Genomic DNA, 25486 nt, shown 5'->3' with positions numbered 1-25486 from the left:
GTTACGCGGGGGCCGTGGTATCCCAGCGTGCACCGGTGAGGTCGCAGGCAAGCTCCCACAGGCGGGCCTCGACCGCCGGGTCGCGTGCGTGGCGGGCGCGATGCGCTGCCCTGGGGGCGCCACGGGTTTCGCCCAGACCGTCCGGCCCGATGTAATCGCCGGGGCCGACCGTGTCGCTGAGCGCGGCGTGCAGGATGGGGCGGGCGCCCTCGGCGGCGGATTGACTGATCAGCGGCAGGGCCAGCTTGAAGACGCTGCCGACGATCGGACGGCTTCTCACGCCGTCGTCGAACAGCGCGGTACGCGACAGCCCGGGATGGGCGGCAAGGCTCACGAGCCCCCACTGTCGGGCGTCGCTTTGTTTCTGCAGCGCCTGGGCGAACAACAGCATGGCGAGCTTGGATTGCCGATAGGCTTGCCAGGGATCGTAGTTCGCCTCGCCGTTCGGGTCGTCGAAGGCGATGCGTCCGCCCCGGTGGGCGAGGCTGGATAGCTGCACCACGCGTGGCGATGCCGCGGCGGCGAGCAGCGGCAGCAGTTCGCTGGTGAGCAGGAAGTGGCCCAGGAAGTTGACGCCCCATTGTCGCTCGAAGCCATCCCGGGTGCGCTCCAGGCGTGGCAGGGCCATGATCCCGGCATTGTTGATCAAACGGGCCAGCGAGGATTCGTCCTGGTTCAGGCGTGCGGCGAAGTCGCGTACCGAGGCGAGGCTGTCGAGGTCGAGCGCTTCGTGACGGACCGTGGCGCGCGGGACATGGGTGCGGATGGCATGGCACGCCAAGGCGCCCTTGTCCGCGTTGCGCGCAGCCACGATCACGCGATAGCCGTGGGCGGCGAGCCCCTTGGCGGTCTCGAGTCCTAGCCCGGCGGTGGCGCCGGTCACGACGGCCAGTGGCGCCGTCGCCTGGGGTTGATCGTGCATGGGTCATCCTCCCTGGCGCTTTTTCCCGACGCCCGGTCGGGGACGTGTCGTCATTTGGGCATCAGCACCCACATCTGACCGGGTTGCTTCATGCGTCCGGCGCGTTCGCCGGCGGTGTCGCCGTGCCCCCAGTAGAAATCCGCGCGCACCGTGCCCTGGATGGCGCTGCCGGTGTCCTGGGCCACCATGAGGCGCTGCAGGGGCTGCGCGGAGGCAGGCTCCGTCGTCGACAGGAATACCGGTGCGCCCAGCGGTACCTGCGAGGGGTCCACCGCCAGGCTGCGTTCGGACGTCAGCGGCACACCGAGGGCGCCGATGGGGCCTTGGTGCGCGCCATGGTCGCTGCCCAGTTCTCGAAAGAAGACCATGCGCGGATTGACGGTGAGCATCTCCTCGACCCGCTCGGGATGGCGCCTGGCCCAGGCGCGCACGCCGGGCAGCGTCGCCTGGGAGGCGTCGATTTCGCCGCGCTCGATCAGGGCACGGTTGAAGGAGCGAAAGGGTTGGTTGTTGGTGCCCGCAAAGGCCACGCGCATGGTGCTGCCGTCGTCCAGACGGACACGCCCCGACCCCTGGATCTGCAGGAACGCCGCCTCGACGGGATCGTCGACCCAGACCAGCTCCTGGCCGCGCAGGGCTCCGCTTTGCAACAGTTCCCGCTGCGAGGCACGCACGCGTTGCGGTGCCGCCTGCCAGGCGTCGGGAAAGCGGTAGAGCGGGGTCTGGTAGGGCCCGTGCCGTGTACGCGAGCCGTTCAGGATGGGTTCGTAGTAGCCGGTGATCGTGCCCGTGGTGGAGCCGTCGTCGTTGACCAGGCGGTAAGGCTGGAAACGTGTCTCGAAAAAGCGCGTGATGGCGACTTCATCGAGAGGGTCGACGGTCACCGCGTCGTGGCAGACATCGCGCCATTGCGCTTTCCCGGTCAGACGCTCGCAGCTGGCGAGAAAGGCGCTCCAGGCGGCGATGACGTGATCGTCCGACCAGCCGGGCAGCGACTGCCAGGCGGCGGGACGCATGTGTTCTGCGGTCGCGGGAGGCGGTGCGCCGGGGCCGGGCGACGGCGCTTGCGTACTGCAGGCGGCCAGCAATGAGACAGGCAGCAACCACAGCGCATGACCGAGCCGGCGCACCCGCTGGAAGGCGTCGGCGATACGTGGCGACAGGAACGTGAGCAAGCAAGGCACCTCGACATTCGAATCCGATGGCAAACACCCGCCGGGTGTCGTCAGCGATGATGCCTTGCCGCGGCGCTTCGTGCCAGTGGCGTGGTGCGCTCAGCCCTCCTCGTGGAGCGCACGCAGACGCGATACCGAGGCACGATGCGGAACCAGCGCGCCCTTGCGACGGGGAATGCGCATGCTCTCGTCATCGCCGGGCTGGCGGCGCTGGGTGCTGGCCTTGCGGTGATAACGGCCCAGTACCGCGCTCAAGGTGACGAACGCCAGGGCCGAGCCCGCGACCTGGGTCAGCGGATAGACGATGAAGGCCACCAGCAGCAGGAGCAGGTCGCAGCAGAGCGTGGTGCGACCGGCGTGAAAACCGGCACGGCGTTCCAGATACAGGGCCAGGATGTTGAGGCCGCCCAGAGAGGCGTTGGCGCGAAACAGCAAGGCCAGTCCGAGTCCGATCAACAGGCCCGCCGCGATGGCGCATACCACGGGATGGGTGTTGCCCAGCGGCAAGGTGGCGGTGAGCGTATCGCTCAAGACCGACAGCAATGTCACGCTGGCCAGGGTGCGTAGCGTGAAATCGCCGCCCAATTGCTTGAGGGCAAGGCCATAGAAAGGCAGATTGATCACGAAGAAAGCGATGCCGAAGCTTACCGGCAGCAAGTCGCTGACCAACAAGCTCAACCCCGCCGTGCCGCTGACCAGCAGGTCGGCGGATTGCAGAAGGCGCACGCCGAGCGCGACCAATAGGCAGCCCTCGAGCAGCGTCAACCAGGAACGCCAGGAACCTTTCATGTTGTCTCTCCCGTGGGTGTGGAAGATGGATCGATGCCGAGGATGGTCGGCGGACCGCCGCTGGCTTGTGGCCGCGTGGCGGGTCGGTAGTGCGATGCAAGAAGCGTACCCGGTCAGGGTGTCCTGCGTGCGGCATCATAGCCGCGGCGGCCGGTCGATACAATCGCGAGGCGCGCCATGACGGGGATCGGGCCGAGGTTCTTCATGGGGCTGCCGATGTGGGCCAATGGCGATTGGCGCGGGAGCTTGTATGCGCGTCATGCGCCGTCGTCGGGCATGCTGCACGACTATGGTGCCGTGTTCGGCAGCGTGGAGGGCAATACCACCTTCTACAGCGGGCCGCCGAAAGCGGACACGGTTGCCCAATGGGCACGCCAGGCGCCGGCGGATTTCCGATTCTGTTTCAAATTGCCGGCGCAACTGACCCATGACAAGCGCCTCGTGGGCATCGAAGACGACTTCCGGACATTCTGCGATGCGCTGGCGCCGTTACACGATCGCCTGGGGCCGACCATGGTGCAATTGCCGCGCGATTTCGGCGCTCGGGAATTGCCGGCTCTGGCGGCATTCTTGGAGAAATGGCCGTCGGACATGCCCTGTGCCGTGGAGGTGCGCCATAGTGAATTTTTCCACAAAGGGGACGCTGAGCAGCAATTGAACCGCTTGTTGATAACTTTGGGCGTGGACCGAGTGATGCTGGATGTCAGGCCGCTTTTCGCCACGCCCGCCGGGGACGATGCGCGCTTGATCAAGGCGCAGAGCGAAAAGCCGAAACGCCCGCTACACGTGATTTCCACGGGACGAATGCCTATCGTGCGTTTCATCGGCCATTGTGATATGGAGATCAACGAGCGGCTTTTTGCCCCTTGGTGCGAGCGCCTGGCGTTGTGGATAAAACAGGGGAAAACCCCTTTCTTGTTTGTGCACACGCCGGACAACCGTCAGGCGCCGCAATTGGCACGGCGCTTTCATGCACGTCTCTCCCGGTGCGTGACGCTTCCTCCCCTGGGCGACTTTCCCGGAGAGCGTCAAAGCGCCTTGTTCTGAAGCGGTGCCGATGGCATGGCTTGACGCCATCGGGCGGATGGTTTTGGCTACGGCTTGCCGCTAGAATGGCGCCTTTCATGGGTGGCGTCGACGACGCATGCCTTTTCAATCCGTGTTTATCGACACTCTACGATGGCTGTCGCCGCTCGTTCCGGCGCGACGGTCACCTTGTGGTCAGCGGCGAGATCCCGTGCGATCGCAAGGGCCTGTCATGCTCCATGTCGCGGTGTGCGATCCATGCCCAGGGGACGTGGCAACAACAATACCCGTCATCGCTTCCAGCGATCGATGACGCCACGCAACTCAGGTGAAGCAATGTCTTACAAGTCTCATTCGCACGCCCAATGGTCCTCTCGAATGGCCTTCGTGCTGGCAGCGGTCGGGTCCTCGGTCGGCCTGGGCAATATCTGGAAGTTCCCGTACATGACCGGCGAGAGCGGCGGCGGCGCTTTCGTCCTGATCTACTTGGTCTGCATTTTCCTGGTCGGCCTGCCGATGCTGATGTCCGAATGGCTGCTCGGTCGCCTGGGGCAGAAAAACCCCATTTCGACGATGGGCGACATCACGCGGCGCCTCAAGCGCAGCCGCGCCTGGGTTCTGATCGGTGTGGCCGGAGTTCTGGGCGCCTATCTGATCCTCTCCTTCTATAGCGTGATCGGCGGCTGGGCGCTTGCGTACATTCAAATGGCCGTGGTCGATACCTTCAGCGGACTCGACAACGACAGTGTCGGCACCCTGTTCGGCAACCTGCTGGCCAGCCCTGTCGAGCTGCTGCTCTGGCACAGCCTGTTCATGCTCATGACGATCGGTGTCGTGGTGGGCGGCGTGGCCGGTGGCCTGGAGCGCGCGGCGAAAACCCTGATGCCGACACTGGCGGTGCTGCTGGTGGTACTCGTCGGCTATGCCGCGACGACCGGCGCGTTCGCCGAGGGAGCGGCCTACCTGTTCACCCCGGATTTCTCCAAGCTCACCAGCGATGGCGTGCTCGCCGCACTGGGGCATGCGTTCTTCACGCTGAGCCTGGGCATGGGCATCATGATGGCGTATGGCTCGTATCTCTCCGATGACGTCAACATCGGCCGCTCGGCGCTCATCGTGGTGGTCATGGATACCGTGATCGCCCTGCTCGCCGGCTTGGCGATCTTCCCGGTGGTGTTCGCCAACGGGCTGGACGCCGCCGCTGGCCCGGGCCTGATCTTCCAGACCCTGCCGCTGGCGTTCGGCAACATGGCCGGAGGATGGCTGTTCGGTCTGCTGTTCTTCGTGCTGCTGGTGTTCGCGGCCTGGACGTCGGCGATCTCGCTGCTCGAGCCGGTGGTGGAATGGCTCGAGGAGCGCTCGCCGCTGTCGCGCGTGGGCGCGACGATCGTCGCCGGTCTGGCGACCTGGGCGCTGGGGCTGGCCACGGTGCTGTCGTTCAATATCTGGGGGGATGTCGCGCCCTTGGGCATGTTCGACAAGTTCGCCGGCATGACCATCTTCGATTTGCTCGATTATGTCACCAGCAAGCTGCTGCTGCCGCTGACCGGTCTGGCCACCGTGCTGTTCGTGGGCTGGTTCATGGGGCGCGACGAACTGCGCACCCAGCTCAACATGGGCGAGACCGCCTTCGCCCTGTGGCGCTTGGCGGTGCGGTTCATCGCCCCCATCGGCGTGGTGATCGTGTTCGTCAACAGCCTGTAAGAGGCGTTCGACAACCCGGCGCGGGCGTGCCTCGTCCGCGCCGGGGCTCTGCAAAACCCGCCCGGGCCTCGCCCTGTTCAGCGCTGGAAGTCGCGCTTATTGCCACTCGTCGTAATCGACGATGTCGCGTTCCAGTCGCTTGAATTCCTGATGCAGTTCAATGCCGCGCCGGGCGCGCAGGTATCGCGTCGCGGCGTTCTTCTTGCGTTGCTCGTGCTCGACCATTTCCAGACTCATGTGGATGTCGAGTAGCTCGCTTTTCAAGGATTGAAGATGTTCGGCATCGCGCATATCGAATCTCCCAATCGTCTTCACAACCGGCCTTTCGTCGTTCAGCCGCGTTCCGCTTGACGTTATTACTATACCTCACTTGACAGAATTGTGACCGTCAGGGTGGAAACGGACTTTTTTCTGTTTTTCAACGCCTGGGGCATACTAGCGTCGAGCTTGTCGTCACGCCGTTAAGGGTCAGCCTAGGAGTCGCGCCACCATGAGCAGTGCCTTGTTCGATGAAATGAGACGCCGTATGGAGCATTTCCGACGCTCCGAGCAGAAGGTGGCACGTTTCGTATTGCGTCACCCCGAAGACGTTATCCACATGCGCATCGTCGATCTGGCCACCGAGGCCAAGGTCAGCGAGCCGACCGTGGTGCGTTTTTGTCGCGCGCTGGGATGCAACGGATTCCAGGACTTCAAGCTCAAGCTGGCGCAGATGCTCGCCACGGGCAGCCAGTTCGCACAGTTCTCGATGAACGATAGCGACAGCGTCGCCGAGTTCGCCCACAACATCTTCGATTCCACCGTGGGCACGTTGCTGTCGGTACGCGATCGTCTCGATCACGCGGCCCTGGGCAAGGCGGTGACCGCCCTGGCCATGGCCAATCGCGTGGAATTCTACGGCTTCGGGGCCTCGGGTGCGGTGGCGTTCGATGCCCAGCACAAGTTCTTTCGCCTGCAGATTTCCACCGCTGCCTATACCGACCCGCACATGCAGAACATGTCGGCGGTGACGTTGACGCCTCGTGACGTGGTGGTCGCCATCTCGCAGACCGGGCGCACCCGGGCGCTGGTCGCCAGCGTGCGTCTGGCGCGCGAGACCGGGGCCACGGTGATCGGGCTATGCCCCAGCGACTCGCCTCTGGCCAGCGAGGTCACCTTGCCGCTTTACATCGACGTTCACGAGGATACCGAGATCTATACGCCGATGAGTTCCCGCGTCGCCCACCTGGTGATCATCGATGTGCTGGCCGTGGGGGTCGCCAAGACGCGCGGTCCCAAGCTGGCGGAGCAGCTCAAGTCAGTTAAGAAGAGCTTGGTGCCGCTGCGCTTTCCCGAAGCCGGCGAGGAAGACGAGACATAGCCGGCGACCGAAGCGCGGGCCGGCTATGCTAAGCTGGTCGCTCATTTCGCAACGCCAAGATACGTGATCCATGGACGACGTTTCGCCGGGCGACGTTTCGCCGCTACTCGATTCGCTGAACACGGCCCAGCGCGAGGCCGTGAGCCATCCTCAGGGCAATTTGCTGGTACTGGCCGGCGCCGGCTCGGGCAAGACGCGTGTCCTGGTGCATCGTATCGCCTGGCTGATGCAGGTGGAGGGACTGTCGCCCTACGCGATTCTCGCCGTGACCTTCACCAACAAGGCGGCGCGCGAGATGCGCACGCGTCTCGAGGCGCTGCTGGGTCTGTCGTTGCGCAACATGTGGGTGGGGACCTTCCACTCCATCGCGCACCGTCTGCTGCGGACCCATTGGCACGATGCGCGGCTGCCCCAGCACTTCCAGATCATCGATGGCGACGATCAACTGCGCCTGGTCAAGCGATTGCTCAAGGATCATCGCATCGATGACGAGCGCTTTCCGCCCAAGCAGGTGCAGTACTTCATCAGCGGCTGCAAGGAAGAAGGGCTGCGCGCGCATCAGGTGCAGACGCATGGCGATGCCTACATGGGGCAGATGGTCGAGCTCTACGAGCGCTATCAACTGGCCTGCGAGCGGGCCGGGCTGGTCGATTTCGGCGAGCTGTTGCTGCGCGGCCTGGAGTTGCTGCGCGACAACCCGGCCCTGCTGGCCCACTATCGCGAGCGTTTCAGCCATCTGCTGGTCGACGAATTTCAGGACACCAATACCTTGCAGTACGCCTGGCTCAAGCTGCTGGCCGGCGACCGCGCGGGCATGACCGTGGTCGGCGACGACGACCAGTCGATCTACGGCTGGCGCGGTGCCAAGGTCGAAAACATCCGCCGCTTCGCCGAGGAGTTTCCGAACACCTCGACGGTACGTCTTGAACAGAACTACCGCTCGACCAGCGCCATCCTCGAAGCCGCCAATGCCTTGATCAGCCATAACGCGGGGCGCATGGGCAAGGAGCTGTGGACCGACGGCGTGCAGGGCGAACCGATCTCGGTGTACGCCGGCTTCAACGATCTCGACGAGGCCCGCTTCATCGTCGACACCCTCAACGAGGAAGTGAACAAGGGCAGTGCGCGTCGCGACATCGCGATCCTCTATCGTTCCAACGCCCAGTCGCGGGTGCTCGAGGAGGCCTTGATTCGCAGCGGCGTGCCGTATCGCATCTATGGCGGCCAGCGCTTCTACGAGCGTCTCGAGATCAAGAACGCCCTGGCGTATCTCCGCTTGATGCTCACGCGTGACGACGATGCCTCGCTGGAGCGCGTGGTCAATGTGCCGGCGCGCGGCATCGGCACACGTACCGTGGAAGTGCTGCGCGAGCGTGCCCGCACGCAATCGGTGTCGTTGTGGCAGGCCCTGCATGACAGCCTCAGCGAGGGGGCGCTCAAGGGGCGCGCGGCGAGCGCGCTGTCGGCATTCTCGGACCTGATCGAGCGTCTCGACAACGATACCGCCGGCATGGCGCTGCACGAGCTGATCGAACACGTTCTCCATGCCACGGGCCTGCTCGAACATCACCGCAACGAAAAGGGCGAAAAAGGGCAGGCGCGTGTCGAGAACCTCGAGGAACTGATCAATGCGGCGCGCAACTTCGCCCAGGGCGATCCGTTCTCGTTGCAGGAAATCGGCGAGGGAGCGGCGGCACTGGAGCCATTCCTGGCGGAGGCTGCTCTCAACGCCGGCGATCACGAAGCCGACGATTTCGAGGACAGCGTGCAGCTGATGACGCTGCACTCGGCCAAGGGGCTGGAGTTTCCGGTGGTATTCGTCGCCGGGGTCGAGGAAGGGCTGTTTCCGCACAAGATGTCGCTGGAAGAACCGGGACGTCTCGAGGAAGAGCGGCGCCTGTGCTATGTCGGGGTGACCCGTGCCATGCGCAAGCTGTACCTGACCCACGCCGAGATACGGCGCCTGCATGGCAAGGAAACCTTCTCGCGACCGTCACGCTTCCTCCATGAGCTGCCCGAGGCGCTGCTCGAGGAAGTGCGTCTGCGCGGGCAGGTCTCGCGCCCGGTCACCACGCGACCGGGGCGCGGGCTTTCCCAGCAGCAGAGCGTATCGAGCGACGACGATCAGCCCGCGTTGAGCCTGGGGCAGCGCGTCAGCCATCCGGTCTTCGGAGAAGGTGTGATCCTCAATGCCGAGGGCGAAGGCGCCAGAGCGCGCGTCCATGTCAGTTTCGAGGACGAAGGCGACAAATGGCTGGTTCTGGGATTCGCCAAGCTCACGCCGCTATGATGCCTGGGTGTGCCGATATCTTGCCCATGACGTCGGGCCCTGGCCGCGACAGGAGCGACAAGCAATGAAGAAATGGTTTCCCGAGCTGATGGACCAGTGGTCGCAGCTCTCCGGCTATCAACGCTTCGAGCGGCTGGTGTCACTGGTGCTCACGGTGGCGATCGGCTGCGTGGTGCTGGTGGCGCTGTATTATCTGATCATGCACGTGATCGAGCTGCTGTTCGTGCAGACGCGCGATCCCTTCGATTATCGCGTCTTCCAGGCGGTATTCGACATGATCCTGACGGTGCTGATCGCCATGGAGTTCAACAATTCCATCGTGCGCACCATGGAGGGACGCGGCGGCTTCATCCAGGTCGAGATCGTGGTGCTGATCGCGATCATGGCCCTGGTCCGCAAGTTCATGGTCATGGACATGGAAACCATCGATCCCTTGATGATCCTGGCACTGGCCGCCGCGGTACTGGCCCTGGGATTGAGCTACCGGCTGGTAAGGCGCGGCGGCCGGCATTCGGACGAGGCGGATTAGGCCTCGGGAACGGGGCGGATGCGGCCATTGTCGTCCAGCGCCACCATCACGAAACGTGCCTCGGTGACCTTGTAGCGTTCCTCGGGGTCGCGTTCGTGGGGCGGGCGAATCCAGACCTCGACATCCAGCTTGATCGAACTGCGACCGACCTCGCGTACCTGGGTGAAGATATTGACCATCGCACCCACCCGCACCGGGCACAGGAAATCCATGCCCTCGGTGGCCACCGTGGCGGTGCGGCCACGGGCCAGACGTCCCGCGGCGAGTTCGGCGGCCTGGTCCATCTGCGCCATGAGCCAGCCGCCGGGGATATCGCCGTAGAGATTGGTATCCTGGCGCCGGGTCACGAGCTTGAGCGTGAGCTCGCCCTGGGGCGTGGGAATGTCGTCGAGTTCGTGCATGCTGGGGATCCTGGCGATTGTTGTTGTTGAACGTCGTTGCAGATGGCGTGGTGAGCGTTGCTGCCATACGGTCGACGCGCCGCTGCAACCAGGCTCATAGTAAACGCCGCCGGGCCTCGACGACCAGTCGTCCGGCAAGGGCGTCGCGGGCGAGAACGGGAGGCGGGGCGTTGAAAGCTTTGATGAACGCGATACGGATGAGCCGGCCCGGGGCGCTGGGGCGGTGCTTGACGGTTCTTCTGGGAACGCTGCTGTTGCCGATGCTGGCGATGGCGACGCCGCTGAGCGGCACGCTGGGGTCGATCGGCTCGGATACGCTGGGCGGGCTGATGATCCAGTGGGGAGAACGGCTCACCGCGCGACACCCGCAGGTACGCCTGCAGGTGCAGGCTTCGGGCTCGGGAACGGCGCCACCGGCCCTGGCGGAGGGCGTCACGCGCTTCGGGGCCATGTCCCGTCCCATGACCGAGGCCGAGCGTGGCGAATTCATCGCTCGCCAGGGGTATCCGCCGGTGGCGGTTCCCGTGGCGCTGGATGCGTTGACGCTCTTCGTGCACCGCGACAATCCACTCGATTCGCTCTCGCCGGCGCAGGTCGAGGCGTTGTTCGCCGACACTCGCTTCTGCGGGCACGCGCCGAGCATCGAACGCTGGGGCGATCTCGGCGTCGATGCGCCCGGATGGGCGTCACGCGGGATCGTGCGCTTCGGCCGCAACACCGCCTCGGGATCGCATGCGCTGTTCAAGCAGGAGGCGCTGTGCGGGGGCGATTTTCGCCGCGATGTCAACGAGGTTCCGGGATCCTCGGCGGTGGTGGCCGCGGTGGGTCGCTCGCGCGAGGCGATCGGCTATGCCGGCCTGGGATATCCCACGGCGATGGTCAAGGTGGTGGCGCTGCGCGATGACCGGGGCACGCCACGTCTGCCCACGCACGACAACGTCGTCAGTGGCCGTTATCCCCTGACGCGACCGTTGTATCTCTACGTCAACCTGGCGCCGGGCGAGTCCCTTCCCCCGCTGGAACGCGCTTTCTTCGACCTGGTGCTGTCGCCCGAAGGCCAGGCCGTGGTCGCCCGTCAGGGGTTCGTACCGTTGCCCGAGTCGCGCCTGGCCAGTGCCAGACGAGCGTTGCGGCTGCCACCCCTTGCCGATGTCACGCAATCGTCATCAAACTGACGTAATCTGATGCTCCACCTTCACTTGCATGGCATGGATTGCCGCCGGGTTCGCCGATGACCGACCCTTTCGTTTCTCCCCAGCGTGCCAATCGTCGCGCACGCCAGCGTCTCGATCGCCTGGCGTCGGGCGCGATCGCGGCCAGCGGCATCGGCGTGGTCGCGGCGGTGCTGGCCATCGGTGTCTATCTGACGCTGGCCGTGTTGCCGTTGTTCGAGGATGCCTCGGTCGAGGTCGATGCCGAGCCCTCGCCGGCCACGTCGGGAGCCTCCATCGTCTGGCTGGCGGAGGATGGCGAATACTGGCTGAGCGCGAATGGACGCGTGTTCGATGCCCAGGGCGAGGTGACGACGCTGACCGACGAGCCCCGCGTGACGACGGCCACCGAGGCGAGCGAGACCCTGCCGCTGGCCGTGGGCCTGGACAATGGCGAGGTGAGCGTGGTGCCGCGCGATGCCCGGGGCCAGCCACGCTGGTCGCAGGCCACGCGCTGGCGGCTGTTTGCCTCGGCGCCGGTCGCCGCGCTGCACTTGCAGTCCACGACGCATGGCTGGGCGCTGGCCGGACGCGATGCGGACGGCCAGGTGGCGGCCTTGTGGCATGACGGCGAGACGGCACGGCGTATCGCCCTGCCGGATCGGGCCGAACATCTTGCCCTGGGCCGCGAGGGGCATCTGGTCATGGCCCAGGGGACACGCTTGACCTCGTGGAAGCTGTCCCCGGACGGCAGCGTTGCGCCATCGGCACGTGCCGAAACGGCCGCGCCGATAACGGCCCTGGCGTTCCTGCAGGGAGACCGCACGCTGGTCGTCGGTGACGCCGAGGGCGGTTTGCGGCGTTGGCGGCAACGCCCGGACGATCAAGGCTGGCAAGCGGCCGAGACGCCCTATGCCGCCCTGGGCGAGGCACCGATACGCCGGCTGCTGGCCCTGCCGCGTCAACGCCTGTGGCTGGCACTGGATGCCGACGGCCGGCTGGGACTCTATCAGGCGATGAGCGGCCAGCGCTGGCAGGGCGTGGCACCCGAGGCATCGCTTCCGGTCACCCTGTCGAGCGACGCGCGCGGTAATCGGGTGCGCTGGTTGAGCGAGACCGGACGCCTTTATCGGCTGGCCGTCGAGGCCCCGCACGCTGCCGTGAGCACCGCCACGCTCTGGATGCCGCAGACGTACGAGGGCTACGCCAGCGACGAGTGGCGCTGGGCGGCGGCCGCCAGCGGCGACGCGGAGCCCAAGTACAGCCTGGTGCCGCTGGCGTGGGGCACCCTCAAGGCGGCAGCCTGGGCGATGGTCTTCGCGGTACCGTTGGCCTTGGGCGCGGCGGTGCACAGTGCGTGTTACATGTCGACGCGCCAGCGCGCACGCCTCAAGCCGGCCATCGAGTTGATGGAGGCCCTGCCTGGCGTGGTCATCGGGTTCGTCGCGGGCTTGCTCGTGGCCCCCTTCGTCGAGCAACACCTTGCCGGCACCCTGGCGCTTTTCATTTGCGTCCCGCTGGGGAGCGTGGCGTGCGGCTGGTTGTGGCGGCGTCTGCCCGCGCGCTGGGAGGCGCGTTTGCCGCCGGTGGGCGTCGGCGTGGGATTGATCGTGCCCCTGGCGCTGCTGTGCTGGGCGGCGTTGAGTGTTTCGCCCTGGCTCGAGGCCTGGTGGTTCGGCGGTGACCTGCGAGCCTGGATGCAGCAGACGCTGGGCTGGGACTACGCGCAGCGCAATGCACTGATCGTCGGCATGGCCATGGGACTGGCCGTCATCCCGACGCTCTACTCGCTGGCCGAGGAGGCGCTTTCCGGCGTTCCCCGCTCGCTGGCGGAGGGATCCCTGGCGCTGGGGGCGACCCGGGCGCAGACGTTATGGCGCGTGCAGTTGCCCGCCGCCGCGCCGGGTATTCTCGCGGCGGTGATGATCGGCGCGGGGCGTGCCGTGGGAGAAACCATGATCGTGCTGATGGCCACCGGCAATACGCCATTGATGTCGCCGAGTCTCTTCGAGGGGCTGCGCTCGCTGGCCGCCAATCTGGCCATCGAATTGCCCGAAGCCGCGGTGGGAGGCACGCATTATCGCCTCTTGCTGCTCGGAGCGCTGCTGTTGTTCGTGTTCACCTTCGTCGTCAATACCCTCGCCGAAGTGGTGCGTTGGCGACTCAAGCGTCGTTACCGGCGTTATGGAGCGCGCGCATGAGATGGCGACTGGGACGCGACAGCCTGTGGCGCTGGCTGAGCGGCGCCTGCGTGGCGCTTTCGCTGCTGGCCGTGGTGGCATTGCTGGCCTTGATCGCCGTGCGCGGCCTGGCGCATTTCTGGCCCGCCGACATCGAGCGCCTCACCCTCGAGAACGGTCAACAGGTCGCCGGCATCCCCCGTGGCGGCGAGGCCGAGACTCGTCGCTACTTCACCGCCAACCGCGATCTCGACGGGCAGGTATGGCGCTGGATCGCGGTGGACAGCATCGTCGAGCGCGAGACGCCGGCGTCCCTGGTCTATGTGCAGCGGCGGGACTGGGGGCCGTTCATCGGTCGCCTGGCGGCGGTGACGACACCGGCCGGGGAGCGACTCCGCGGCGATGCCGCCGAATCGCGGCTGCACCAGGCGCTGGCAGGCGATGCCGAGCTCGCCACGTTGTCCCTGCACAATGTCGAGGGGCGTGACGTGACCTTGCCGTTCGCCCAGGTCCAGTCGCTGGCCTGGCCCAATCGCATGCATGTCGGCGACAAGCTGCTGGCCTGGGTGGATGGCGTGTGGCGCTTTCTCAGCGAGGCGCCCGGCGATGGGCGCGTCGAAGGCGGGGTATGGCCGGCGATCTTCGGCACCCTGCTGATGGTGATATTGATGTCGCTGGTGGTCACGCCGTTCGGGGTGCTGGCGGCGTTGTATCTCAACGAAGTCGCACGCCAGGGGCCCGTGACGCGGCTGGTGCGTATCGCGGTGCGCAACCTGGCCGGGGTGCCGTCGATCGTCTACGGCGTGTTCGGTCTGGGCGTGTTCGTCTACGGGCTCGGCGGGCAAATCGACCGCTGGTTCTACGCCGAGGCGCTGCCTTCGCCGACCTTCGGCACCGGGGGACTGTTGTGGGCGTCGCTGACGCTGGCCTTGCTGACGTTGCCGGTGGTGATCGTGGCCACCGAGGAGGGGCTGGCGCGGGTGCCCGGTACGCTCCGCGAGGGGTCGCTGGCGCTGGGCGCGACGCGTTTCGAGACGCTCAAGCGCGTGGTGGTGCCCATGGCGCTGCCGTCGATGCTCACCGGGGTCATCCTGGCCGTGGCGCGCGCCGCCGGCGAAGTGGCGCCGCTGATGCTGGTCGGGGTGGCCAAGCTGGCACCGGAGATTCCGCTGGATGGCGAATTTCCTTTCCTGCACCTCGAAAGCAAGTTCATGCATCTTGGCTATCACGTGTTCGATCTCGGTTTCGCCAGCCGCGATGCCGAAGCCGCGATGCCGCTGGTGTTCGCCACGGCGACATTGCTGGTCGCGGTCATCGTCGTGCTTAATCTAACTGCAATATTGTTGCGTCATCATCTCAGGGCACGTCACCGTGCACTGGAACGTTCGTAGGAGGCTCGTCACCGTTGTCAGCCGCTTCTTTTCCTTCCGGCGAGGCCGTGCGTGGGTCGCCGCCGGTGGTCGATTTCTCCTCGGCGTCGAGTTGCTTCGATATCGAGAACCTGTCGCTTGCCTATGACGACAAGCCGGCGCTGAGCGATTTGACGCTCAAGGTGCCGCGGCATCGAGTGACGGCGTTCATCGGACCCTCGGGGTGCGGCAAGTCGACGTTGCTGCGTGCGCTCAACCGATTGCACGACCTCAACGACCAGGTGACGCGGACGGGCCGCATCCGGCTCGAGGGGCAGGATATCCACGCCCGCGAGGTCGACGTGGCCGAGCTGCGTCGGCGCGTGGGCATGGTCTTTCAGGCACCCAATCCGTTTCCCATGTCGATCTACGAAAACGTGGCCTATGGGCTCCGCCTGCAGGGCATTCGACGCAAGCGCGAGCTGGACGAGATCATCGAATGGGCGTTGCTGTCGGCGGCGCTGTGGGACGAGGTGAAGACGAACCTGCATGCCTCGGCCTGGACGTTGTCGGGCGGTCAGCAGCAGCGCCTGGTGATCGCCCGGACACTGGCGGTGCGCCCCGACGTGCTGCTGCTCGACGAGCCGGCCTCGGCACTGGATCCGATCTCGACGCTCAAGATCGAGGAGTTGATTCGCGGGCTGAAATCGCAGCTGACGCTGGTTCTGGTCACGCACAACATGCAGCAGGCGGCGCGGGTCTCCGATTACACCGCGTTCCTGCACGGTGGCGAGCTGGTCGAGTACGCCCCGACCGATACCCTGTTCACCAATCCGCGCCTACGGCGCACCGAAGATTACATCACCGGCCGCGTGGGGTGAGTCGCGGCGATTCCTATCAGCGGAGCAGTGCCATGGACATTACCAACGAAACGCACAGTCAGCATATTTCACGCCAGTTCAACCAGGAACTGGAGCAACTCAAGACCCAGTTGATGGCCATGGGCGGACTGGTCGAGAAACAGGTGCAGGACGCCGTCGAGGCATTGCTCGAAGGCGATAGCCGTACCGCCGAGCGGGTGCGCGACAACGATACCGCCGTCAACGACATGCAACTCAAGATCGACGAGGAGTGCACGCGCGTCCTGGCACGTCGTCAGCCGGCGGCGTCCGATCTGCGCCTGGTGCTGGCGGTGATTCGCGCCACCTCGGACCTCGAGCGCGTCGGCGACGAAGCCAACAAGATCGCCCGCAACGCCCTGGCGCTCATCGAGGCGGGACGGCATTCGCGCGGCATGGTCGAGATTCGTCACTTGAGCGAGCACGTGCGCAAGATGCTGCGCGATGCGTTGACGGCCTTCGCGCGTTTCGACACGCGTCTGGCGCTGGACGTGCTGCACGAGGATGAGTCCGTCGACAATGAATACACCACGGCCACGCGCTCGCTGGTGACCTTCATGATGGAAGATCCGCGTGCCATCACCACCATCCTCAGCGTGATGACCATTCTGCGCGCGCTGGAGCGGGTGGGCGACCATGCCGACAATCTCGCCGAACACGTCATCTATCTGGTCAAGGGGCTCGATGTTCGGCATACCGACCCCGGTGAGCTAGATGAGTCGCTGGGCCAGTGAGGCCAGGCGTCACTGGCCGGGCGGGGTGACGTTCGCGACGTTGTGAAGCAACGCTTCGGCATGCGTCGGAGGCAGGGCGCCCGAGAACACATGGCCCTGTATGCTGTGGCAGTGAAAGTCGCGCAGGCGCTGGACCTGGGCGTCGGTTTCCACGCCCTCGGCGACGACATGCATGCCGGCATCGCGTCCCAGCGAGATGATCGAGCGTACCAGTGAGCCCACGCGCGGGTCGTCGCCGATGCGCTCGATGAAGCTCTTGTCGATCTTGAGCGTGTCGAAGGGGATGCGCGTGAGGTAGGCGAGCGACGAGTAACCGGTGCCGAAGTCGTCGATGGCGAAGCCCACGCCATGACGCTTGAGGCGTTGCATGCTCTCGATGATGGCCTCGGGGTCGTCGATCAGCGAGCGTTCCAGTACTTCCAGCTTGAGCAGGCGGCCCGGCAAGCGGTATTGGGCAAGCAATGCGCAGAACCGGTCGGCGAAGGCAGGCCGGGCGAGCTGTTCCTGCGAGATATTGAGCGCCACCGGCAACACGTCGTGCCCGCGATCCCGCCATACGGAAAGCTGTCGCATGACCCGCCGCAAGACCCAGATATCCAGTTGATCGCCGAGATCGATTTCTTCGGCGATGTCGACGATATCCTGAGGGTTGACCCACCCCAATTCTGTATCGTGCCAGCGCAGCAACGCCTCGAAGCCGTGCACGCGAAAGTCGCGCACGCTGACCTGGGGTTGATAGTGCAGACAGAAGCGATCCTCGGCCAGAGCCGAGGCGGTGCGTCGACGCAACAGATTGCGGCGCGTCAGACGCGGCAGGACCTCGGGCGTATCGAGACGAAACAGGTCGGCGCCGCGTTCGCTGTGGAGCCGGCGGCAGGTATGCTGCAAGGCGGAGAGAATGTCGTCGGCATGGCCAAGCCGGGGGGCATCATGGGCCCAGACCACGCGAGCGGCCGCGGTGACCGTCTTGCCGGCGGCGATGTAGGGCGCGCGCAGCGTGGTGGCCAGTGCCTCCATGGTGGCAGCCATGCGTGTGGCGTCGCCGCGATAGAGCAGGACGCCCAGGCGCTGGTCATCGATACGCGCCAGGTCGAAGACGAATCCGTCCAGAGCCTTCTCGACCCGGGCGATGCATCGCATCAGGACATTGTTGCTGACCTGGAGCGAGAAGCGCGTGCGTATCGCGCGCATGCCGTAGAGATCGACGGCCGCCACGCCGCACAGGGTGTCGTCGTCGGAGAGCGCGTTCAGACGCGCCTCGATGAGTTGTTGAAAGCGCTGCTGCGTGGCCAGGCGAGTTTGCGGATCGAATTGCGTGCCGATCTCCGCGCGTGCGCGTTCCAGCCGCATGATGGCATCGTCGCCGATTTCGTTCTCCACCAGTCGGGCGAGATCGAGCAATATCTCGCGCTGGGAGGCATCGAAATGGCGTGGATGGCGATCGATCAGGCACAGCGTGCCCAGTGGCAGCCCCGCGGCCGTGCGAATGACGGCGCCGGCATAAAAGCGAATGTAAGGCGTCTCGGTGACCAGCGGATGGTCACGGAAACGCGCATCCCGGGTGGTATCCTCGATCACCAGCAGCTTGCGTTCCAGCAAGGCGTGCGCGCAAAAGGCGTTGTCGCGGGACGTTTCACAGGCATCAATGCCGAAACGCGACTTGAACCACTGACGGTGGCGGTCAACCAGTGTGATCAGCACAATGGGCACGCCGAAGACTCGGGCGGCCAGCCGGGTGATGTCGTCGAAACGCTTCTCGGGCGGGGTATCCATCAACCCCAGGCGGTGCAGCTCGTCGAGGCGACGCGTTTCATCGGGATGATCGGGGGCAGCGACCCCCGGGACATTGACCATGCAGTGTTCTCTCGTCGCGATGCCGGGCCCGGCGTCATGCAAGCAGGCGGGTGGGAGCGCCTGAGCACTGCCATGCAGGCATCCCGGTGCTAGGAACGTTAGCACAAGGCGACGTCGCGCCGACGCTCGATTCGCCCGGTTGCGCCGAAAGGCCGAGTGGCTCATGCCTTTGGCTGAGCATTAAGTCTGATATGGCATCATACGAGTATGAAATTTCTCATCCAGCGCGAAAGATGGGCGCTGGATGGCAAGCATGCCATGCTGTCGCGCATGGCCTCCGTCATCGTTCGTCGAGGAATTCCTGCGATGCTGCACGCTTTCACGGCCATCGGACGCGGAACACGGCTCGTGTTGTCGCCGGGCATGCGACGTTTCGTCATTGCCCCGGTCTTGGTCAACCTGGTGTTGTATGCCGCAACGCTCGCCTATCTGTTCACGCATTTCGGCGGCTGGCTGGACTATTGGATGCTCAAGGTGCCGGGGTGGCTCGAGTGGCTGGAATGGCTGATCTGGCCGCTTCTGGTAGTGAGCTTGCTGTTGATGGTGTTCTTCACCTTCACGCTGGTGACCAACCTGATCGCCGCACCTTTCTATGGCTTTCTCGCCGAGAAGGTCGAATGGCGACTCACCGGCAGCCCGCCCGATGACACGCGGAGCCTGATGCGCGCCGGTGTCGATGCCCTGGGGCGCGAACTCGTCAAGTTGCGCTACATGCTGCCGCGCATGGTGCTGTTGTTCGTGCTGGGCTTCGTGCCGGGCGTGAACATGTTCATGCCGCTGCTGTGGGCCGCCTTTTCGGCCTGGATGCTGGCGATTCAATACCTGGATTATCCCATGGACAATAATCAGGTGAGCTTTAGCGACATGCGACGGCGATTGCGTGCACGCTGGTGGCCGACGCTGACCTTCGGTCTGGGCATGTCGCTGGCGACCTGGGTACCGGTGCTCAACCTCGTGCTGCTGCCGGGCGGCGTGGCCGGCGCGGTGATACTCTGGGATCATTATTATCGTCATCTGCCGGCCGTGGCACGATGAACGATCTCGACGCGACAAGGAGACCCTGCATGCAAGAGACACACGCGCCCTCCATGGCCAGTGGCGGCTTCATTCGGCGTCGCTGGGCGTTGGGGATTCTGCTCGTCGCGGCCGTGGGCGCCTTGCTGGTGTGGTGGCTTGGGGCCCAGATGCGCGATTGGCTGGGAACGTTGTCCACGCTCCAGGCGGGGATGCTGGCGAGCCTGGTGGCGGGGTTGTTCACGCCGGTGGGCGCGCTGCCGATCATGGTGCTGCGCCACATCAGTCAGCGTCTCGAGGATGCCTTGATGGGCTTCGGTGCCGGCGTGATGCTTGCCGCGACGGCGTACTCCCTGGCCATGCCGGCCTACGAGGATTCCCTGGCCTTGACCGGCACGATCGGCTGGGCCTTGACGATCGTCTGTGCCGGGATCGTCTGCGGCGGCCTCCTGGTCTGGGGAATGGATCGCTTCGTGCCACACGAGCACTTCACGCTGGGCAAGCAGGGCGGTGCCGATGCCTTGCAGATTCGCCGCATCTGGCTGTTCATCTTTGCCATCACCATTCATAACTTCCCCGAGGGGCTGGCGGTCGGGGTGGGCTATGCGCGCGGCGACATGGCCGCCGGCGTGGCGTTGACGCTGGGTATCGGCCTTCAGAACCTGCCCGAAGGGCTGATCGTCTCCCTGGGGCTGCTGGCCATCGGCTACTCGCGCCCCACGGCATTGGGAGCAGCGTTCTTGAGCGGCCTGGTGGAGCCTGTGGGTGGTGTCATCGGCGCGCTCGCGGTGCATATCGTCGATGCCCTGCTGCCCTTCGGTCTGGCGTTCGCCGCCGGGGCCATGTTGTTCGTGATCAGTCACGAGATCATTCCCGAGTCGCACCGCAAGGGACACGAGGGCGATGCGACCTTCGGCGTGCTGGGCGGTTTCATGTTGATGTTCGTGCTCGACAAGGTGTTCTGACACCTCGCGAAGGCGGCTAAGTAATTGACAAACCTGCAATGAAAACTATTATTGATAAGTACAACTTGCCGTTGGCGCAATGTCCGGCCAACGCTCGACATTCGATGAAAGATTAATTATGGAGGTATGTCGTGGCGCATCAACTGCCGACGTTACCCTATGCCTATGATGCTCTGGAACCGCACATCGATGCGTTGACCATGGAGATTCACCATAGCCGTCACCATCAGACCTACGTCAACAATCTGAATGCGGCGCTGGAAGGCACCGGGCTCGAATCGCTGCCCGTCGAAACCCTGTTGGGCGAGCTCGAGCGCGTACCGGAAGACAAGCGTCAGGCGGTCATCAACAACGGTGGTGGCCATGCCAACCACTCGCTGTTCTGGACCGTCATGTCGCCGCAGGGCGGCGGTGCCGCCAAGGGCGATCTGGCTTCGGCCATCGAGCGCGACCTGGGCGGTGATGACGCCTTCCGCGAAGCCTTCACTCAGGCTGCCGTCAAGCGCTTCGGCAGTGGCTGGGCCTGGCTGTCGGTCACGCCGGCCAAGCATCTGGTCGTGGAAAACACGCTCAACCAGGATAGCCCGCTGATGCACGGCAACACGCCGATTCTGGGGCTGGACGTGTGGGAGCACGCCTACTACCTCAAGTACCAGAACAAGCGTCCCGAGTACATCAAGGCCTTCTTCGAGGTCATCGATTGGGACGAAGTGGCTCGCCGCTACGCCGAAGCCACTGCGTAACGCCTATCGGGAGGCTGCCATGGGTCCGGCGACAGGCATGACGCACGATGCCACTACGCCGGCCCAGCGTCTCACCATGGCCGATTTCGGCGCTTTCGAGCGCCGTTATCGTTTGTATCATCACTTTCCCTCCTTGACCCGTGCCGATGCCGTGTCCACCACGGTGGCCGAAGGCTGGGTCGATGAATGTCGCCCGGACACGGGCATCAGTCTCGTCGGCTCGCGACTCACGATTCATCACACCTACGAAACTCACGCATTGGCGGATGCTCCGGCGCACGTGTCGATCATCGTCATGCTCGAGGGGCAGGCCGAGCTGATGCATGGCGAGAAGCGCCTCACGCTGTCGCCTCGCGAGGGGGTGATGCTGGTCAACGACGGGCGCTGTCCGCTGAGTGCGCGCCACATGGGCGGCCAGCGCCTGCGCGCGATCAATCTGACGCTGCTCGACGATGCACGCACCACGCAGAACCGGCTGGCCGCGCCCTTGGCAGATCTGCTGACGTCTTCACCGGATGGCGCCTGGCGGCTGGCACCCCCCGAGGGTCTTCTGGCATCGCTCGAACAGTGGTTGAACGCCGCGGGGGAGGGGATCTCGCATACATTGCTCGGCGAGGGACTGGGGTTGCAGCTGATGGCACATGGGCTGGCAGCCAGAGAAAACGCCCCGGCCGAGCAGACGCGCCGTCTGGGCGTGCGCGATCGCCATCATCTGGCACGCGTGCGTGCCTGTCTGCACGATCATCCCGATGCCTCGCATGACCTCGACTCCCTGGCGCAACTGGCCTGCATGAGTCCCAGCGTGTTGCGTGACAAGTTCCGCCAGGCGTACGGCCAGCCGGTCTTCGAGTACCTGCGTCAACGCCGCCTCGAAATGGCGCATGATCTGCTCCGGGAAGGCTATAGCGTGCAGTACGTCGCAACCCGTGTCGGCTATCGGCACGCCAGCAATTTCGCCACCGCCTTCAAGCAGCGCTATGGCGTGTCGCCCCGCGCCTTGCAGCGGCAAGGAGCATAGCGAGCGCCGTGCGATTCAGGCGGTAACGAGGCGATGGCCGTGACGTCGATGCATGACGCAGGTTCCCTCGCCGGACGGGCTTGCAGCATTGCGCATAGGTTTTTCGTCATTTTCCATAAGCAGAACGACTCTTAAAAGTTAATAATTCTCACTCTCCATAAGAAATGGGTCGATATCGGCCCGATGACGAGAGCGAGGATCCGTTTCCCATGAGTCGCACACTGTCTCCCCACTGGCTTACCTGCGCGTGTCTGGCCGGCGTGATGTTCGTCCCCATGACGGGCTGGGCGCAAACCGAGGGCGGAGAAACCGATGCCGTCGATCTGTCCACCGTGACGGTCTCGGGCCAGGCCGCCACCAAGACACAGACGCCGATTGTCGAAACCCCCCAGTCCGTCTCGCGTGTCGATCGCGACGAGATGGATGAGCGTGACACCCGCACCCTCAGGGAAGCCGCGCAATATACGCCGGGCGTCTATACCAACCAGGTCGGCGCCTCCAACCGCTACGACTACCTGGTCATGCGAGGGTTCTCCGACGGCAGCTTGAGCAATACCTATCTCGATGGCCTCAAGGTCATGGGCGATACCAACGGTTACAGCTCGATGGTGATCGATCCGTATTTTCTGGAGAGCGTCGAAATCGTCAAGGGACCGGCCTCCGTACTCTACGGGCGCTCCTCCCCCGGTGGCCTGGTGGCGTTGACCAGCAAGCAGCCGCAGTTCGAGACGCATCGTCAGCTGCGGTTCAGCGTCGGCAACAACAGTCAGCGCAGCGCGGCGTTCGATCTGACCGGCCCTCTGGACGACGAGCGGCGGGCCGCCTATCGCGTGGTGGGGTTGGCCAGCGGTGCGGATACCCAGTTCGACACGGTCGAGGAGGAGCGCTATGCCATCGCGCCATCGGTGACCTGGGACGTCACCGACGACACGACCCTGTCGTTCATGGCCTATCTGCAAAAGGATCCGGAGGGCGGTTATCACTCCGGCGTGCCTTACGAGGGGGCGGTGGAAAGCCACAATGGACGGAAGATCAGCAACAACTTCTTCGATGGCGAGGACGATTACGACAAGTTCGAGCGTACCCAGCGCATGTTCGGCTACAGCCTCGAGCATCGCTTCAACGATGCCTGGACAGCGCGTCAGAAGGTCCGTTATCTGAATGCTGATGTCGATCTGGATCAGGTCACCCAAGGTGCTGAATACCTTTACGATAGTGCGGGCAACCTGATAGGGCAAAACGTCTGGGTCGATGGGGATAGCAACGAACTCAAGCGTTACTATTACGGTGCCCAAGAGTCGCTGGAAGCCTGGACCATCGATAACCAAGTAGAAGCCAATCTCGACGGTGGCTTCATCGACCATACGCTGCTGGTCGGTGTGGATTATCAGACACGCCAGAACGATATCGTCTACACATCTGGCGTTTTCCCGAATATCAATCCCTTCGATCCGCAGTACGGCGCCGATCCTGTGGGAGCGATCGCCACAGCCAGCGACGAACGTCATGAACTGACACAGACGGGGGTTTATCTACAGGATCAGATGGCGTTCGACCGCTGGCGCCTGACGCTCGGAGGCCGTTACGACTGGGTTAATATCGAGAACACCGACTACCTGAAAGATAGCGAAGACAAACTGGACGATACCCAGTTCAGTGGTCGAGCCGGTGTGCTCTATATGTTCGATAATGGTGTCGCGCCCTACATGAGCTACAACACGGCCTTCACGCCGACCAGTTTCGTCGATGCCGAGGGTGACGTGCTCGAACCGATGGAAGGCGAGCAATGGGAGACGGGCCTCAAGTATCAGCCCCCGGAAACCGAGGATCGCTACAGCCTCTCGCTGTTCCGCATCACCCAGGAAAACGTCGCCACCAAGGAGCAGCCCACCGACCCCTACCGCTCCATCGGCGAAATCGAGTCTCAGGGCCTGGAGCTGGAAGCCCGCAAGCAGTTGACCGAGGGATTGCGCTTGCAGGCCGCCTACAGCTATACCGATATCCGCTATACCAAGAGCGAAGATCCGGACGAAGAAGGCAGTCACGCCATTTATGCCCCACGCCATCAAGCCAGCCTGTGGAGCCATTATGCTTTCCAGAGCGAGGCGCTTGCGGGGCTGGATGCCGGGCTGGGGGTGCGCTATTACGCCGATATCCAAGCGGATCGCGCCAACACCGAACAAGTGCCCGATTACACGCTGGTCGATGCCATGCTGGGGTATGACCTGGGGCAGATGGGCATGTCGGGCATGCAGGTGCAACTCAATGTGGGCAACTTGCTCGACAAGGAATACGTGGCCTCGTGCAACTCGCTTCAATACTGCTACTTCGGTGCGGAGCGTAATGTGCGCGCGAGCCTGACCTACGACTTCTAGGTCCTGCAAGCCATCGCTCAACGGCGTCGCCGGCAAGATCTTGGCGCGATTGAGTCGCGAGTGGTTTTCATTTACGCTGCCTGGCGTGGGTCATGCCCACGCCACCCATTTCGGCCTCGCCACAGGAAACGTCTTCGATGTCGGTGTCGCTCACCCGGTTGTATGCCGGCCCCCTGAAGGGGATGGATCGCAAGCTGATGACCTGGGACCAGGCACCCGAGACGGCCTGGCGAGCACAGGATCTGTTTTCCCGTCGCGGCATGGCGCACGTGATCCAGCGGTACGGCGCCGAACATCAGCATGGCGACTGCCGCGCCGTCATGTCGCTCTGGTCGAAGTACTTCCTGGCCCTGACGACGTACACGGGCGTGGCGCACAATCTGCTGGCGGATCGCCAGCTGCCGCTCGCGCTGCCGCGTCTCGGGGTCGTACTCGGCGAGGACATGCTCATCGATGCGCTGGTGGTCGAGGAGACGTCCTCGCCTCTGATCGACACCCGAGCAGAAGCGCGCTTTTTGCCCCTGATACGCGATACCTGGGGGCCCGCCATCACGTGCATGGCGCACCACAGCGGCATCGCGCCACGTGCGCTCTGGAGCAATCTGGGACAATACGTCGATTATCTCGTGCGCCAGTTGCACGCCTTGCCGGAAGCCCGGTCGGGCGCGGCGCTCGGCGAACGCTGGATGACCCTGCGCGAGCTGGCCGACGGTCAGCGCAATCCCTTGTTCCAGCCCGTTCGTCATCGCGAGAACGCCGAGGGCGACATCGAGCCCATCCGGCGCGTCTGTTGCATTCGCTACCTTCTGCCTGGCCTGGGCTATTGCGGCAACTGTCCGCTGGCGTGTCGCGAGAAGACCGAGGCGCAACCGCCACGCCGCGTGGCCAACGGCTGACTCCCCCGCCTGCTTGCCCGTTTCCCCTGCGTGGTAACGTCGACTTGTCCACACGGACATCGGCACTCGGAAAATGCATGCTCGACCCCCTTGAAAACCCCTCGACCGCTCC

22 protein-coding genes are annotated in these 25486 nt (G+C 64.5%); 16 read left to right on the top strand and 6 right to left on the bottom strand.

What is annotated here, in order from left to right; all coding sequences use genetic code 11:
- Position 1: 1 nt before the first annotated feature.
- From CSAL_RS16605 to CSAL_RS16595, 3 genes are all read right to left on the bottom strand, one after another.
- A complete protein-coding gene (locus CSAL_RS16605) occupies positions 2-922 on the bottom strand; it encodes an oxidoreductase (RefSeq protein ID WP_011508568.1) in 921 nt (306 codons plus the stop codon).
- Between the two features lie 50 nt (positions 923-972).
- The gene (gene mltA / locus CSAL_RS16600; protein ID WP_370599261.1) at positions 973-2106 is read right to left on the bottom strand and encodes a murein transglycosylase A; all 1134 of its coding nucleotides are present in this window, start codon (positions 2104-2106) and stop codon (positions 973-975) included.
- Positions 2107-2196: 90 nt separating this feature from the next.
- A complete protein-coding gene (locus CSAL_RS16595; protein ID WP_011508566.1) occupies positions 2197-2886 on the bottom strand; it encodes a DUF6198 family protein in 690 nt (229 codons plus the stop codon).
- A gap of 177 nt (positions 2887-3063) precedes the next feature.
- Between CSAL_RS16595 and CSAL_RS16590 the strand changes: the two genes are divergently transcribed.
- Both CSAL_RS16590 and CSAL_RS16585 read left to right on the top strand, forming a co-directional pair.
- Positions 3064-3933 carry a DUF72 domain-containing protein gene (locus CSAL_RS16590; protein WP_043558727.1) on the top strand — a complete coding sequence of 290 codons (870 nt, stop codon included), beginning with the start codon at positions 3064-3066 and terminating at the stop codon, positions 3931-3933.
- Between the two features lie 315 nt (positions 3934-4248).
- Positions 4249-5616 carry a sodium-dependent transporter gene (locus tag CSAL_RS16585; RefSeq protein ID WP_011508564.1) on the top strand — a complete coding sequence of 456 codons (1368 nt, stop codon included), beginning with the start codon at positions 4249-4251 and terminating at the stop codon, positions 5614-5616.
- A gap of 96 nt (positions 5617-5712) precedes the next feature.
- On the opposite strand, the gene CSAL_RS16580 is transcribed toward CSAL_RS16585, so the two are convergent.
- Positions 5713-5907 carry a PA3496 family putative envelope integrity protein gene (locus tag CSAL_RS16580; RefSeq protein WP_011508563.1) on the bottom strand — a complete coding sequence of 65 codons (195 nt, stop codon included), beginning with the start codon at positions 5905-5907 and terminating at the stop codon, positions 5713-5715.
- A 199-nt stretch (positions 5908-6106) separates the two neighbouring features.
- On the opposite strand from CSAL_RS16580, the gene hexR reads away from it, so the two are divergent.
- The 3 genes from hexR to CSAL_RS16565 all read left to right on the top strand — a co-directional run bounded on the left by hexR (position 6107) and on the right by CSAL_RS16565 (position 9795).
- Positions 6107-6976: a transcriptional regulator HexR gene (gene hexR / locus CSAL_RS16575; protein WP_011508562.1), complete on the top strand. Its 870-nt coding sequence runs from the start codon at positions 6107-6109 to the stop codon at positions 6974-6976.
- A gap of 70 nt (positions 6977-7046) precedes the next feature.
- Positions 7047-9266, top strand: coding sequence for a DNA helicase II (uvrD, locus tag CSAL_RS16570; protein WP_011508561.1), 2220 nt, complete (start codon positions 7047-7049; stop codon positions 9264-9266).
- Between the two features lie 64 nt (positions 9267-9330).
- Entirely contained in the window at positions 9331-9795 is a 465-nt protein-coding gene (locus CSAL_RS16565; protein WP_011508560.1) for a phosphate-starvation-inducible PsiE family protein, read from the top strand.
- Here the strand turns inward: CSAL_RS16565 and CSAL_RS16560 are convergent.
- Entirely contained in the window at positions 9792-10196 is a 405-nt protein-coding gene (locus tag CSAL_RS16560) for an acyl-CoA thioesterase (RefSeq protein WP_011508559.1), read from the bottom strand. The genes CSAL_RS16565 and CSAL_RS16560 overlap by 4 nt on opposite strands.
- Before the next feature lie 227 nt (positions 10197-10423).
- Between CSAL_RS16560 and CSAL_RS16555 the strand changes: the two genes are divergently transcribed.
- The 5 genes from CSAL_RS16555 to phoU all read left to right on the top strand — a co-directional run bounded on the left by CSAL_RS16555 (position 10424) and on the right by phoU (position 16509).
- Positions 10424-11371 carry a PstS family phosphate ABC transporter substrate-binding protein gene (locus CSAL_RS16555; protein ID WP_148266842.1) on the top strand — a complete coding sequence of 316 codons (948 nt, stop codon included), beginning with the start codon at positions 10424-10426 and terminating at the stop codon, positions 11369-11371.
- A 56-nt stretch (positions 11372-11427) separates the two neighbouring features.
- Positions 11428-13548, top strand: a complete 2121-nt coding sequence (locus CSAL_RS16550) for an ABC transporter permease subunit (protein ID WP_011508557.1) — start codon at positions 11428-11430, stop codon at positions 13546-13548.
- Complete coding sequence (pstA, locus tag CSAL_RS16545) at positions 13545-14918, top strand: phosphate ABC transporter permease PstA (protein WP_011508556.1); 1374 nt, start codon at positions 13545-13547, stop codon at positions 14916-14918. Before CSAL_RS16550 ends, pstA begins: the two co-directional genes overlap by 4 nt.
- A gap of 65 nt (positions 14919-14983) precedes the next feature.
- A complete protein-coding gene (gene pstB / locus CSAL_RS16540) occupies positions 14984-15757 on the top strand; it encodes a phosphate ABC transporter ATP-binding protein PstB (RefSeq protein ID WP_011508555.1) in 774 nt (257 codons plus the stop codon).
- Positions 15758-15789: 32 nt separating this feature from the next.
- Positions 15790-16509, top strand: coding sequence for a phosphate signaling complex protein PhoU (gene phoU / locus CSAL_RS16535; RefSeq protein WP_011508554.1), 720 nt, complete (start codon positions 15790-15792; stop codon positions 16507-16509).
- A gap of 9 nt (positions 16510-16518) precedes the next feature.
- Here phoU and CSAL_RS16530 read toward each other — a convergent pair whose 3' ends face one another.
- Positions 16519-18363 (bottom strand): putative bifunctional diguanylate cyclase/phosphodiesterase, encoded by a 1845-nt coding sequence (locus tag CSAL_RS16530; RefSeq protein WP_043558724.1) that lies wholly within the window; start codon positions 18361-18363, stop codon positions 16519-16521.
- Positions 18364-18669: 306 nt separating this feature from the next.
- Between CSAL_RS16530 and cysZ the strand changes: the two genes are divergently transcribed.
- The 6 genes from cysZ (at position 18670) to fhuF (ending at position 25374) form a co-directional block, all read left to right on the top strand.
- A complete protein-coding gene (gene cysZ, locus CSAL_RS16525) occupies positions 18670-19398 on the top strand; it encodes a sulfate transporter CysZ (RefSeq protein ID WP_011508552.1) in 729 nt (242 codons plus the stop codon).
- Between the two features lie 29 nt (positions 19399-19427).
- Positions 19428-20342, top strand: a complete 915-nt coding sequence (locus tag CSAL_RS16520) for a ZIP family metal transporter (protein WP_011508551.1) — start codon at positions 19428-19430, stop codon at positions 20340-20342.
- A 131-nt stretch (positions 20343-20473) separates the two neighbouring features.
- Positions 20474-21085, top strand: coding sequence for a superoxide dismutase (locus CSAL_RS16515; protein ID WP_011508550.1), 612 nt, complete (start codon positions 20474-20476; stop codon positions 21083-21085).
- Between the two features lie 19 nt (positions 21086-21104).
- Positions 21105-22103: a helix-turn-helix transcriptional regulator gene (locus CSAL_RS16510; protein WP_011508549.1), complete on the top strand. Its 999-nt coding sequence runs from the start codon at positions 21105-21107 to the stop codon at positions 22101-22103.
- 209 nt (positions 22104-22312) lie between these two features.
- Complete coding sequence (locus tag CSAL_RS16505; RefSeq protein ID WP_050934553.1) at positions 22313-24478, top strand: TonB-dependent siderophore receptor; 2166 nt, start codon at positions 22313-22315, stop codon at positions 24476-24478.
- A 137-nt stretch (positions 24479-24615) separates the two neighbouring features.
- Entirely contained in the window at positions 24616-25374 is a 759-nt protein-coding gene (gene fhuF / locus CSAL_RS17050; RefSeq protein ID WP_011508547.1) for a siderophore-iron reductase FhuF, read from the top strand.
- Positions 25375-25486 lie beyond the last annotated feature (112 nt).

The sequence above is a fragment of the Chromohalobacter israelensis DSM 3043 genome (genome assembly GCF_000055785.1).
Taxonomy (GTDB): domain Bacteria; phylum Pseudomonadota; class Gammaproteobacteria; order Pseudomonadales; family Halomonadaceae; genus Chromohalobacter; species Chromohalobacter israelensis.
This window is presented reverse-complemented; position numbering and strand designations above follow the sequence as displayed.